This window comes from Shinella sp. SUS2 (assembly GCF_001262505.1).
Classification (GTDB): domain Bacteria; phylum Pseudomonadota; class Alphaproteobacteria; order Rhizobiales; family Rhizobiaceae; genus Shinella.
Genome location: NZ_KQ410732.1, coordinates 314190 through 326092 on the forward strand (window position 1 = coordinate 314190; position 11903 = coordinate 326092).

At 65.8% G+C, this 11903-nt stretch carries 13 protein-coding genes; 2 read left to right on the plus strand and 11 right to left on the minus strand.

Annotated elements, in window-relative coordinates; translation table 11 throughout:
- Positions 1-53: 53 nt before the first annotated feature.
- From AKG11_RS17645 to AKG11_RS17665, 5 genes are all read right to left on the minus strand, one after another.
- Positions 54-362, minus strand: a complete 309-nt coding sequence (locus AKG11_RS17645; RefSeq protein ID WP_050744819.1) for a DUF6958 family protein — start codon at positions 360-362, stop codon at positions 54-56.
- On the minus strand, positions 355-891 hold the full coding sequence (locus AKG11_RS17650) for a GFA family protein (RefSeq protein ID WP_050744820.1): 537 nt from the start codon (positions 889-891) through the stop codon (positions 355-357). The genes AKG11_RS17645 and AKG11_RS17650 overlap by 8 nt, the downstream gene beginning before the upstream one ends.
- Entirely contained in the window at positions 842-1522 is a 681-nt protein-coding gene (locus AKG11_RS17655; RefSeq protein WP_050744821.1) for a TetR/AcrR family transcriptional regulator, read from the minus strand. The genes AKG11_RS17650 and AKG11_RS17655 overlap by 50 nt, the downstream gene beginning before the upstream one ends.
- A gap of 253 nt (positions 1523-1775) precedes the next feature.
- The gene (locus tag AKG11_RS17660; RefSeq protein WP_050744822.1) at positions 1776-2516 is read right to left on the minus strand and encodes an anti-sigma factor family protein; all 741 of its coding nucleotides are present in this window, start codon (positions 2514-2516) and stop codon (positions 1776-1778) included.
- A complete protein-coding gene (locus tag AKG11_RS17665; protein WP_050744823.1) occupies positions 2513-3055 on the minus strand; it encodes an RNA polymerase sigma factor in 543 nt (180 codons plus the stop codon). Before AKG11_RS17665 ends, AKG11_RS17660 begins: the two co-directional genes overlap by 4 nt.
- A gap of 110 nt (positions 3056-3165) precedes the next feature.
- Between AKG11_RS17665 and AKG11_RS17670 the strand changes: the two genes are divergently transcribed.
- A complete protein-coding gene (locus tag AKG11_RS17670; protein ID WP_245290125.1) occupies positions 3166-4563 on the plus strand; it encodes a S8 family serine peptidase in 1398 nt (465 codons plus the stop codon).
- On the opposite strand, the gene nadE is transcribed toward AKG11_RS17670, so the two are convergent.
- The 6 genes from nadE to AKG11_RS17700 form a co-directional block, all read right to left on the minus strand.
- A complete protein-coding gene (gene nadE, locus AKG11_RS17675; protein WP_050744824.1) occupies positions 4560-5549 on the minus strand; it encodes an NAD(+) synthase in 990 nt (329 codons plus the stop codon). The two genes, AKG11_RS17670 and nadE, sit on opposite strands and share 4 nt — an antisense overlap.
- Positions 5546-7072: a class I adenylate-forming enzyme family protein gene (locus AKG11_RS17680; RefSeq protein WP_050744825.1), complete on the minus strand. Its 1527-nt coding sequence runs from the start codon at positions 7070-7072 to the stop codon at positions 5546-5548. Before AKG11_RS17680 ends, nadE begins: the two co-directional genes overlap by 4 nt.
- Before the next feature lie 13 nt (positions 7073-7085).
- Positions 7086-7340, minus strand: coding sequence for an acyl carrier protein (locus tag AKG11_RS17685; RefSeq protein ID WP_023515753.1), 255 nt, complete (start codon positions 7338-7340; stop codon positions 7086-7088).
- Between the two features lie 2 nt (positions 7341-7342).
- Complete coding sequence (asnB, locus tag AKG11_RS17690; protein WP_050744826.1) at positions 7343-9298, minus strand: asparagine synthase (glutamine-hydrolyzing); 1956 nt, start codon at positions 9296-9298, stop codon at positions 7343-7345.
- Positions 9299-9301: 3 nt separating this feature from the next.
- Entirely contained in the window at positions 9302-10378 is a 1077-nt protein-coding gene (locus AKG11_RS17695) for a hypothetical protein (RefSeq protein ID WP_245290124.1), read from the minus strand.
- A 180-nt stretch (positions 10379-10558) separates the two neighbouring features.
- The gene (locus AKG11_RS17700) at positions 10559-11341 is read right to left on the minus strand and encodes a glutaredoxin family protein (protein WP_050744828.1); all 783 of its coding nucleotides are present in this window, start codon (positions 11339-11341) and stop codon (positions 10559-10561) included.
- A 51-nt stretch (positions 11342-11392) separates the two neighbouring features.
- Between AKG11_RS17700 and AKG11_RS17705 the strand changes: the two genes are divergently transcribed.
- Entirely contained in the window at positions 11393-11797 is a 405-nt protein-coding gene (locus AKG11_RS17705) for a MerR family transcriptional regulator (RefSeq protein ID WP_023517105.1), read from the plus strand.
- Positions 11798-11903: the final 106 nt, after the last annotated feature.

The window sequence follows — 11903 nt, forward strand, 5'->3', positions numbered from 1 at the left end:
GCGCCGGCCGCAGTCTATTCCCGGCATCCCGAAAAAATGCCGGGAGATGCCGTTCAGCCGGCCACAGCGGCAGCAAGGCGGTAGAGCTGCACCGGCTTGCGCGGTGCACGCCGGATGACGCCCTTCGCCTCAAGGTCGAGTTGCACGGCCTTCATCCACCAGCCCGCCTTCTGCCGCTCCGGAAAATCCGCTTCCGAGAGGAAGGGCAGGAGGGCGGCCTGGGCCTCCGCCACCGTCATGCCGGGCGCGGTGTCCGGCAGGGCGGTGAGAAGCGCCTTGCGCATCGCCATGTATTTCGTGTGGTCCACCCGCTCCGTGCGGCCGGGAATGTTGATGTTCTCGATTTCGATTTTCTCAGGCATCGACGGTTCCTCCCACGGTGATTTTCGGATTGCGGAAGCCCATGGCGATCCATGCCGCCAGAAGCTTGGCATAGAAGGCGACGGTATGGGTCTTGAGGTTCGGCATGTCGGCCGGCAGGCCGGACGTATTGGCAAGGTCGCCGGTCATCGTGCGGAACGTCGCCTTCGGCCGTGCCGCCTCCGGCCACAGATGCAGGTAGAGGCTCAGCCAGTGCGCGCCCTTCATCTCCAGGAAAACAGGTGTGTTGCAGCAGGTCGCGATCACCCGGCGCGAGCCAGCGCCGGGGGAGAGGCGAAACTCCCGGAGGGTTTCCGCGCCGGAGAGGAACTGTATCCGGTCCTTGCGGTACTCCGCCGCGGGTGTCGCCTGGTAGGCGGTCAGTGTGTTCTTCGCGCCGGGAAGGGCGGCGAGCCTGCCGGCGGCGGCCCGGCAGCTGTTGCACAGGCACTCCGAAACGAGGATCGGGTCTCCCCGCAGTTCAAGGCATGTCCGCCCGCAGGCGCAGCCGATCAGGGTCGTTCTCATCATGCGCGTCATCCTCCATGGCGTTGAACAGGTGTCGTATGTATCGCTCCAGATGATCGAGGCTTTCGCGCGCGAGCACGGGGTCGTTGCCGGCCTTGGCAAGGACGAAACCGCCCTGCAGCACGGCCTGCATGTGCCGTGCCAGACTGTCGGCCGACCAGTCCGCGGCGATGCCGCGCTCTTGCCGCGCCGTCTCGATATCGGCCTCCAGCGTCGCCGTGTGACCGAAGATGCTGCGGCCGCAGGCGTCGCGAATATCGGGCGCGCTCGCGTGCACCTCCTGCGCCATCGTTCCGACGAGGCAGGTGAAATCCTTCAGCGCGCCCGTGATGATCGCCTTGCGGAACGCCACATAGGCAAGGACCCGGGCGAGGGCGTCGTTCGGCGCATGATAGGGCGCGGCTGCAAAATAGGCCGTCGTCGTCTCCGTCCAGAACTCTGCAACCGCCACGCCCAGCGCCTCCTTGCTGGCGAAGTGATGGAAGAAGGCGCCCTTGGTGACGTCGGCTGCCTTGCAGAGATCATCGACGCTCGTTGCGGCAAATCCCTTCTCGCGGATGATGTCGCGGGCCGCCTCGAGGAGCCGGGTTCGTGCATTGCCGCGTTCGGGGGCGTGTTTGGTCGGTCTGGACATGCTGGTAACATACCATACGGTTGGTATGTGTCAAGAATAGATTGATATCAATCTATTTGGCTGTGCCGTCCCCTATGCCCTGAGCAGGGCATCACGTCCAAAACGCCTTGTCTGCCGGCCTTTCCGATGTGGGAGCGGAGCCGTTCGGGGCCTTATGACTTGTCGATTTTCGATCTGCCGCAAACTGCAGGCAAGGCTCCTTCCCTTGTTGGGAGGAGCCGCCGGCCGCCCGGAAGGCGGTATAAGTAGTTTTTCAGGGAGAAAGCGCCTTGCGCTCCTCTTCGGCCGAAAGCGGCGCGCCTGCCTGGATGGAGGCGAGGTAGGCGTCGACGGTCTCCTGTGCGGAGGCGGGCACGTAGCCTTCGGCCTGCGGCGTCGTCAGCGCGAGCCGCGTGGTCCACGCGCCGTCCTGACGGCAGGCAACGGTCTGTGTGTTGCTTGCCGGCTGTGTCAGCCGGTATTCCCGGCAGAGCTCGCCGCGCTCGTCGCGGAAGGTGGCGACGACATGCAGCACGGAAGTGCCGAGCGTCACGTCCCGGCCGGATGCCTCACGATCGAGGGCGGCGGCGATCTCCGCGCCGGAATCCGTCGCTGAAGGGCCCATGCGCCCGAGCGTGAAGCCGACGACGCCGGTGATGACGGCGACGAGGCTCGCCGCGATCGGCATCATCCACGACCGCGCCACCGGCCGGACGGGCTCCGGATGTGGCCTTGCGGGGAAGGAGACGACATTGTCCTGCGGCGGTGCTGATTTCTGTCCCGCCTCCTGCACCATGCGCTGCACCGCAACGGTCAGTGCTTCCGGCACCGGCTCGTCGATCAGCGGCTTGAGGGTGTCGCCGACCAGACGGCGGCTGTCGAAAAAGACGGCGAGCCGTTCGGCGAGGGCCTCGTCGTCGGCGAGCGCCTCTTCCAGGGCGAGGCTCTGCGCCTCGTCCAGTTCGCCATCGGCAAACGCCATCAATGTTTCGTCGTCGAATTCCTGTTTGCTCATAGAACGCCGCCTTTCGTATCGGACGAACGCCCGTCGCTGAAACTTATTCCCGTGAGCTCCATCAAATTTTTCCGTGCGCGGGCAAGGCGGCTCATCACCGTGCCGATCGGAATGGCCAGCACTTCCGCGGCATCGCGGTAGCTCATGTCCTCCACGCAGACCAGAACCAGCACTTCGCGCTGTTCCGTCGGCAGCTTCTGCAAGGCAGCGGCCACGCCGGCGAGGTCCATGCGCGCATAGGCGGCCGCCTCGCCCGAGGGCACGGAGACGTCGAGCGCCTCGTCGATGTCGTCATGCGGGCCGGCCGTCTTCTGGCGGCGCAGGTGGTCGATCCACAGATTGCGCAGGATGCGGAACATCCACGCGTCGAAGCGGCTGTCGGGTGCAAAGCTGTCTGCGGCGAGGATCGCCCGCTCGCAGGCGGCCTGCACCAGGTCGTCGGCCAGTTCCCGTGAACGGCAGAGAGAAATCGCAAAACGTCTGAGGTTCGGCAGGAAGGCCACAAGCCGTTCCGGCACCGTCGGCATGGTGTTCGTCATGCAATTTCTTTGGCACGCCATGGAATAAGCTGTCGAGTCAAACGTATGTCAGGGATGACTATCAACAGAAGGTGGCACCGATGAACCGGTGTCGCCACGGGAGACGGACCATGCCGAGCCGCCTTATGGACAGAACCGTACGCCTTTCCCTCCTCGCTGCGCTGGTCATGGCCGGGGTCGTTGCCCTGCCTGCGCCGCAAGGTAGCCTGGCGCCGGGCGTGGCCATGGCCCTTGCCGACGACGACGACGGCGACGACGGTGATGACGATGACGACGGCGGCAGCAGCCATCGCGGCGGCCGCGGGGATGACCGCCGCATGGAGACGCCGCGTATCCTGCGCCCGCTGTTCTCCCGTCCCGAGCGCGAGGTCCGGCGCGCGCCCGTGCGCCGGCCGGTCGTGGTGCCGGAGCGGGCGCAGAACGAGATCGTCGCGGCGGGCCTCGATGAGGGCGCGCTTGCCGGCCTGACACAGGACGGCTTCGTCATCGACAGCCGCATCGAGGTCGCGCTGGTCGGCGGCGAGATGGTTCGCCTCATCGTTCCCCGGGGCATGACCCTCGAGGCTGCGCGCGCTGCCGTCTCGGCCCGCAGTGCCACTGCGGCGGTGGATTTCAACCATTTCTACCAGCCGCAGGCGGCAGAGGCCGAAAAGGCGGCCTGCGTGCGGGAAAGCTGCGGCCTGGTGCGCCACATGGTCGGCTGGCCGACCGGAGGTGACGGCAGCGGCATGGCCTGCCTGAAGCCGCAACGCATCGGCCTCATCGACACGGCGATCAATGCCGACCATGCCGTTCTGGCGAAGGCGCGGCTGGAGGTGCTCAGCCTTGGCGACGAAAAGGGTGCGGCATCGGGCGAGCAGCACGGCACGGCCGTCGCGGCCCTGCTGGTCGGCGCACCCGGCAGCCGCGTGCCGGGCCTGCTGCCCGAGGCCGAGGTCGTCGCCGTGGATGCTTTCCAGCGTTTTCGCAAGACCGCCGACATCGCCAATGTCTACGACCTCGTACGTGCGCTCGACCTTCTCGTCCAGCGTGACATCCGGGTCGTCAACCTAAGCCTCACGGGTCCGGCCAATATGCTGCTGGAGCGGGCGGTGGCGGCCGCCGCCAGCCGGGGGATCATCATGGTTGCCGCTGCCGGCAATGACGGGCCGAATGCCGAGCCGGTCTATCCCGCCGCCTATGAGCACGTGATCGCCGTGACGGCGGTCGACAAGGCGCGCAATCCCTATCGCCGCGCAGTGCGGGGGGACCATATCGATATCGCGGCGCCCGGCGTCGGCGTGTGGACGGCGGCGTCGGTTTCCGGTGCAAGGCAGAAGAGCGGCACCTCGTTCGCCGCCCCCTTCGTCACCGCTGCCGTCTCCGTTCTCCTGACCGCCAAGCCCGGCCTTTCGCCGGACGCGGTCGAGGCGGAGCTGATGAAATCCGCCGAGGACATCGGCAAGCCCGGCAAGGATGCCGTCTACGGCTGGGGATTGCTCAACGCCCGCGCGTTGTGCGGAACCTAGTCCGCACCATCGAAGACGAGTGGCGGGCAATGCAGGTAGCGGGCAACCTTGCGCTTGGCGGCGATGTCCGTCCAGACCAGTTCGACGTCGCTTGCCTTGAGGCCCGTTGCTGCGGCGATCTCCGCTGGCGGCACGGCGTTCTCCAGCCCGTAGAGGCAGATGTCCATCTTGTCGTAGGGCAGGGCGAAGTAGAACTCCTCCTGTGTCTGCGGCAGGGAATAGGTGTCGGTGGTGGGCGGACGCGACAGGATGTCGGCCGGGACGCCGAGATGGGCGGCAAGCTGGAAGACCTGCGACTTGTAGAGGTGGGCGATCGGCTTGATATCGGCGGCGCCGTCGCCGTTCTTGACGAAGAAGCCCTGGTCGTATTCCAGCCGGTTCGGCGTGCCGAGCACGGCGAAGTTCAGCCGGTCGGCGTGGTAGTACTCGAGCTGCTTGCGGGTGCGCTGCTTCATGTTCGTCGCCGCGACGATGCCGAGATAGGCATTCGCCGACAGGCGCACCTTGCGCATTTCACCGTCGGGCGCGCGCACAACGAGGGAGGAGATGTTGTAACCGCCCGTCGTCATCGGGTTGTCGAAGACGATCTTGGAGGCCCAGCCCGCCTCGTATTCCGGCACGGCCTCGCGGATGAAGGCGTCGCGGCGCGTATAACAGCCCATGGCGGCGAGCGATGGGCCGATATCCTCGACGATGCTCTCGATCCCGAAGGTTTCGGCGACGCTGCGCCCGAGGCGCAGGCTTTCCGGATCGGAATCGTTTTCCGGCATGAACAGGGCGAAGACGTTCTTTGCGCCGAGCGCCTTGACGGCGAGCGCTGCGCAGAGGCTGGAATCGATGCCGCCGGAAAGGCCGAGCACCAGGCCGCGCTTGCGCAGGTCGAGGCGCAAGCGCTCACGCATCCAGCCGGTAATGCGTTCTACCTCTGCAGCGGGATCGAGCACGAGCGGGGCAAAGGTTGGCGTGTGGGACTTCGGCGCGATCATGCAGGCGATCCTGTCTTTTGGCCAGTCGTAATGGCGGGTTCGGCGGCAAGCCGGCGGCTTGCCTTGCCGGAATCGGTCTTGGGAAGGGAATCCCGGAATTCGACTTGCTTCGGGACCATGTGGTCCTCGAGATGGCGGGCGCAGAAGCGCAGCACGTCCCGTTCGGTGAGGGCCGGGTCCGAGGCGACGACCACAGCCTTGACCGCCTGCCCGAGGACCTCATGAGGAATGCCGACGACCAGCGCTTCCGCGACGCCCGGCATGCGGGAGAGCACGTCTTCCACGGCTTTCGGCGCGACCTTCTCGCCGCGCGACTTGATGATGTCGTCCATGCGGGAGACGAAGGTGAGGTAGCCGTCCACATCCGCGGTGAAAAGGTCGCCGGTGTGGAGGCGCAGGCCGTCCATACGCGGATCGGGCCGCAGCGCGCGGCGTGTCGCGGCCTCGTTCTGCCAGTAGCCGCGCATGACATGCGGCCCGCTGATCACCAGTTCGCCGACCGTGCCGGGCGACACAGGCGCGCCTGCCTCATCGACGACCTCGGCCCGGCCGCCCGGTATGGCGATGCCGACAGAACCGCGCCGGGCATCGATATCGCCCGGCGGCAGCCAACTCGCACGGGTGCATTCGGTCTGGCCGTACATCGAATAGAGTTTCACTTGCGGCAAGAAGGCGCGCAGCCAGTCGAGATGGGCGAGCGGCATGGGCGCGGCGGCGCTGGTGACGTAGCGCAGGCTTGCAAAGAGCGACGCGTCGAGGTCGCGCGCCTGCATCATCATGGCGGCCATGGCCGGCACGAGGGGAAATCCGGTGACGCGCTCGTCGCGGATCCTCTCGAAGATCGCCTGCGGAAAGGCGAAGGATTTCTCGATGACCAGGGTCGCACCGCAGCGCATGGCGGTGACGAGCTGGTTGAGGCCGTAGCCGAAGGACATGGGCAGCACGACGAGAATGGTGTCGGCGGCGGTGTTCTCGAGATAGGTGGTGATCGCGCGGGCAGCGGCGTCCATGTTCTCATGGGCGAGCATCACGCCCTTCGGTTCCCCCGTCGAGCCCGATGTGTAGATCAGTGCTGCGAGATCCGTGTCGGGCAGGGGGTCGGCGATGAGCGGCGCGGCATCGAGCGCTGCCTCGAAGCCACCGCCTGCCACGATGCGAGGTGTCGCGGCGATCTCTGGCGTTTCATCGAGCAGCCTTTCGAGGCGGCCTTCCACGAAAACCAGCGCGGGGGTGCAGTCGCGGGCGATCTGCGCGAGCCGTGTGCTCTTGGCCGCGGGGTTGACGGGGCAGATGACGGCACCCGCAATCCAGGTCGCGAGGACGGCGACGGCGGTCTGCCAGCCGTTGTCCAGGAGGATGAGAACGCGGTCGCCGCGTTCGACGCCGCGTGTGCGCAGCGTCGTTGCCGTGCGTGTCGCAAGATCGAGGAAGCGCGCGTAGCTGAGCCGCACGTCGCCCGAGACGATCGCCGTCTGGGCGCCGTCGCGGGCTGCGCTGTCCTTGAGATATTGCTCGATCCGCATGGCCGGCTTGCCGTCAGGCCGCCTGCTTGCGGTCGATGAAGCCGGCGATGCGCTCGATCGTGTCGAGGTTGGTCGGGACGATGTCGGCATCGGCGACCTGGATGCCGAAGCGTTCTTCAAGGAAGCCGACGAGTTCGAGGATGCCGGTGGAATCGACGAGGTCGTTGTCGATCAGCGACAGGTCGGCCGGCAGCGGATGGCTGTCGTCGCCGAACAGGAAGTTTTCCACGATGAAGGTGCGGATTGCGGCTTTGGTCTCGTCGGACATGGTCAGCTTATCCCAATGCTGGATGCAGGTTCTGTGGATCGCGCGGCGCCGGTGCCGCGCAGGAGCTCGGTGGAGAGGATGCCGATGAAGGCCGTGTTGTCGCGGAAGCCGGAGACCTGTCCGTTGCGAACCTTCTCCTTCAGCTTGCCGACGGCCTGGACATTGAACAGCCCACCCTCGGCAAGCCGCTCCGGCGACAGCACGGTGTCGAGATAGGCCGGCGTGTGCGGGGCAGCGAAGCTCTCGCTGTCCGGCGCGCGATAGGGCTGTTTCGGGCGGTCGATGATGACCTCGGGTACGAGGCCGCGGGCGGCTTCCTTGAGAATGTGCTTTTCACGAAGGCCGAGCAGCTTCGTATCCGGGGCAAGGCCGGCGGCGAAGGCGACGACCCGGTGGTCGAGGAAGGGAAAGCGGCCTTCCACGGCATTGGCCATCATCACCCGGTCGCCCTGGCTGGACAGGATATAGCCCGGCAGCAGGAAGGCCGTTTCGAGATATTGCGCCTGGTGCAGCGGATGCCAGCGGCGGAAATCGGCCGGCAGCTGCGCTGCAAGGTCCTCGGCGGCGTCGTAGTTGACAAGCGTCTCCTTGAGGCCGGCGGAGAAGAACAGCTTTGCCGCCGCCGTGGAGCGGAAGCGCGGGCGGTGGGAATAGAGCGGATCGTCGAGGGCTTCCGAGCCGAAGGCGAAGAAACGCGCGAGATATTCCGGCGTCTGCTGTTTGAGGCCCGGCAGATAGGGGTAGAGCCGCTGGAAGAGACGGGGGCGGTGGACGGATCCCGGTTGCCGGCCGCAGAAGCGCCGGACGCGTGCCTCACGGAAAAGGTCGTAGCCGGCGAAGATCTCGTCCGCACCCTCGCCGGTCAGCACGACCTTCATGCCGCGCTCGCGCACGCGGGCGGCAAGCAGGTGCAGCGGCACAGGGGCGGCGCGCAGGATCGGTCGCTCGATATGGCCCATCACTGCGGGCAGGTGGTGTGCGATCGCCTCCGTCGAGCATTCGACGCTGTCGGCGGCCGCATCGAGCGTGGCTGCCATCTGCCGCTGCCAGGCGCTTTCGTCGTGTTCCTCGCTGCGGAAGGTCAGGGAAAAGGTGCGAAGGCCGCGTGTCACGCTGCGCGCAGCAAGCGCGGCGATGATGGAGGAATCGATGCCGCCGGAAAGATAGGATCCGACGGGCACGTCGGCGCGCAGGCGAATGCGCGTCGCATCGGCGAGAAGCGCGCGCAGCTCCTCGACCTGGCTTTCGAACCAGCTGGCCGGCGGGACATCGCAGCGATCGGGGAAGGAGAGTTGCCACCAGGGGCGGACCGTCTGGCGGTCGCCCTCGACGGTCATCAGGTGCCCGGGCGGCAGTTCGAAGATGTTGCGGTAGGCGGTGCGCGGCGGGATCGGGCACCAGAGCGTAAAGATCTGGTCGAGCGCCACGGGATCGATCTCGGCGACCATGCCGGGCAAGGCCAGCAGCGCGCCGATCTCTGAGGCGAAGAACAGCGCGCCTTCGTGCCGCGTATAGAACAGCGGACGCACGCCCATGCGGTCGCGGGCAAGCACAAGCCGACGGTTCTTCGTATCGTGGATGGCGAAGGCGAAGTCACCGTTGAAGTCCGCCAGGCAGGAAGGTCCCTTTTCCGCAAAGGCCGTGAGCAGAACCTCGGTGTCCGACGTGGTGCGGAACCGGTGGCCGCGGGCCGTCAGATCGTCGCGCAGCTCCACATAGTTGAAGATCTCGCCGTTGAAGGAGAGCGCGAGCGCCCCGTCATCCGTCGCCATCGGCTGGGCGCCGTCGGCAAGGCCGACGATGGAAAGGCGCGTATGGGCAAGGCCCGCATCGCTGCGGATGAGGATCCCTTCACCGTCCGGACCGCGATGGCGAAGCGCGGCGACCATGCGGCGCAGGTGGTCCGCCGCCCGTTCCGGCGCGATGTTTCCCCCGTAGTATCCAGCGATCCCGCACATGGCTTACCCGAACCGGTCGCCGATGAGGCGCGTCCAGCCTTCGCCGGCAAGGCCGTTGAGGAATGCCTTGCCGTTCGTCATCGCCTCCAGCAGTGCGGGGTCGCGGGTATGCACGATGGTCGAGGAGGTGTGCAGGAAGGCGCATTTCTTGCCAAGCATTGCCTGCAGCAAGGCCGGCTGTGTGCGGCCGCGGATGGCGACGAGGCCACGGGCGTGCGCATTTCTTATCAGGCAATCGATGATGATGGATTCCTGGCCGGGTTCCGCCATGATCTGGACCGTATGGCCGATACCGCCCGGGCCACCATAATAAAGGTAGGCGCCCATGGCCTTGCCGGATCGGGTCTTGACAACATGCTGAACACGTTCGCCATGCATCGCCTTGCGCGCGGCGTGCTGCAGCATCGTTTCCAGCATCGGTCTGTCCCAGACCGGACGCAGCGGGAAATGGCTGGAAAATTGCCTGCAAAGGTTGGCAAATTCATCATCGGATACCGGCTCGTCGATGAAGGCGTCCGCCTTGCTTGCCTGCGGCGCGTAATGGGACCAGGTCTGCTTTTCGCTGCGCCGGGAAACGATGGCATCGGCGGCGCGGGCGATCGGGCGGAACAGTTTCAGGGCGGAATGGCGTCCGGCTGCGACCTCCAGCGAGAAGGCGGCCGGTTTGAGGATGCGCAGCCATTCGAGGCTGTAGGGCGCAAGGACCGTGGCGCGCGCCTTGCGCCACATGTCGGTGGAAATCGTGTTGGACGTCTCGGTGAAGGAGAAGTCCTGGGGGCCGGAGAACACGTCGCGCAGCAGGCGCGGAGCGGCGAAAGGGTCGCTGTCCCGGTCGTCGCAGGCGAAAGTGCCGCAGTTGGCGACCTTCAGGCGGCGACCCTCGAACTCCATCTCCATCGGCAGGACACCGAGGAAACCTGAAACGCTGCCATCGGCGCGCACATGCACGCGGGAGCGCAGCTCCGGTTCTTTCTCGGAAAAGTCGATGAAGAGGGTGCGCAGATAGGTTTTCAGATCGTCGTTCGCCGGATCGGCGGTCTTGCGCAGCAGGCGCTGGAACAGGTCCGCGACCGCATCCACATCCCCTGCTTCAAATGAACGAACGCTCGACATCGATACCCACCCGGCCCTGTCCCATTCCGGGCCTCGTCCTGTTCTGCTTACGCGAGGAGCGTGAAGAAAAGGTCAAGAAAGCATTCTGGGTTGGTGACGTAACGTAAGGAGCGTGCCATGCGGCAACATGGCACGCTCCCCGGCAGACTACATGGCGTGACCACCGACATAACCGAGGCTGGCTGCCGCCATCCAGACCGCCATGGCGATCATCATCAGGTTCTCCGTCAGCGAGATGAAACCGAGCGGCACGTTGCTGGAGCCGCCGACGCAGGCGCATTTCAGTTCACGCTTCTCGATATAGACCGCCTTGAAGACCGACACGGCGCCGATCGTGCCGATGAAGAGCGCGATCGGGATCGACAGCCCGTTGAGCGCGCCCGCCACCATCAGGATGCCGGCAAGACCCTCGGCATAGGGATAGATGTAGCTGTAGGGCACCCAGCGCTTGGCGAGCAGGTCGTAATTGAGGAACATGGTCGCAAAACTCTCGACATTCTGCAGCTTCAGCATGGCGAGAGCGACCATCGAGAAGGCGATGAACCATTCCGCGGCCCTGAGGGTGAAGGGCGTGCCGCTGACAGCGTAGCTTGCGGCCATTGCCATCAGCGCCGTCAGGGCGAAGAGCACGATGACGGGGCGGTAGGTGGTGGCCTTCGGATCGACGACGGGCTTGCCGAGATAGCGCCTCAGGTCGTCGTAGCCGCCGACGCGCACGTCGTCGATGAAAACCTGCGGGGTGGTGGGAACGGCGTGTTTCGCCTTGAAGGCGTCTGTTTCTCCGCGGCTCGTCAGGTGGCGGTCGTCGACCTCGTAGCCCGAGCGCTTCAGCAGGTCCTTCGCCTTCAGGCCATAGGGGCAGGTGTGGCCGGGCATCACCATGCGATAGAGGATGGCCGTGCGGCCGGCCTGATCGTTTCTGTCCAACATCTCACGTCTCCTGTCTTGTGAAATCGTTGGCAGGACTATAAGTTCCGTACCATGGTACGGAGTCAAGCCCCTGATGAACTGACGATCGGAAAACTTGCGGCGGCAGGCAATGTCGGCGTGGAGACCGTGCGTTTCTACCAGCGCAGGGGATTGCTCGCGACGCCCAGACGCCTCGACGGTATCCGTCGATACGGGCCGGCCGATGTCAGCCGTTTGCGGTTCATCCGGCAGGCGCAGGCCGCCGGCTTCACGCTGGAGGAAATCCGCCAGCTGCTCGCACTCGATTCCGGCGAGGACAGGGCGGCAGTGCGCGTCCTGGCGGCGAAGCGCCTTGCAGAACTGGAGGCCCGGATGGCGGAGCTTCAGGAGGCACGGCTGTCGCTGCAGAAGCTTGTCTCGGAATGTGCGGTCGGCAAGACCGGCCCCTGTCCCATCCTGAAATCCTTCAAGGCCTGAGCAGTCAGCCGCTCGGACGACCGGTTTACCCGTGGCTGCCCCGGCTGGGGCCGTATGTTTTCAATCCTGTTTTTCGAATTTTCTTCTGCGGAGAGGTGACCGCGGC

Coding starts and splice junctions, on each gene's coding strand:
- AKG11_RS17650 (WP_050744820.1), bottom strand. CDS start 891: ATGATGAGAACGACCCTGATCGGCTGCGCCTGCGGGCGGACATGCCTT.
- AKG11_RS17680 (WP_050744825.1), bottom strand. CDS start 7,072: ATGCGGATCGAGCAATATCTCAAGGACAGCGCAGCCCGCGACGGCGCC.
- asnB (WP_050744826.1), bottom strand. CDS start 9,298: ATGTGCGGGATCGCTGGATACTACGGGGGAAACATCGCGCCGGAACGG.
- AKG11_RS17705 (WP_023517105.1), top strand. CDS start 11,393: ATGGTACGGAGTCAAGCCCCTGATGAACTGACGATCGGAAAACTTGCG.
- AKG11_RS17655 (WP_050744821.1), bottom strand. CDS start 1,522: ATGTCCAGACCGACCAAACACGCCCCCGAACGCGGCAATGCACGAACC.
- AKG11_RS17665 (WP_050744823.1), bottom strand. CDS start 3,055: ATGACGAACACCATGCCGACGGTGCCGGAACGGCTTGTGGCCTTCCTG.
- AKG11_RS17660 (WP_050744822.1), bottom strand. CDS start 2,516: ATGAGCAAACAGGAATTCGACGACGAAACATTGATGGCGTTTGCCGAT.
- AKG11_RS17645 (WP_050744819.1), bottom strand. CDS start 362: ATGCCTGAGAAAATCGAAATCGAGAACATCAACATTCCCGGCCGCACG.
- nadE (WP_050744824.1), bottom strand. CDS start 5,549: ATGATCGCGCCGAAGTCCCACACGCCAACCTTTGCCCCGCTCGTGCTC.
- AKG11_RS17685 (WP_023515753.1), bottom strand. CDS start 7,340: ATGTCCGACGAGACCAAAGCCGCAATCCGCACCTTCATCGTGGAAAAC.
- AKG11_RS17670 (WP_245290125.1), top strand. CDS start 3,166: ATGCCGAGCCGCCTTATGGACAGAACCGTACGCCTTTCCCTCCTCGCT.
- AKG11_RS17700 (WP_050744828.1), bottom strand. CDS start 11,341: ATGTTGGACAGAAACGATCAGGCCGGCCGCACGGCCATCCTCTATCGC.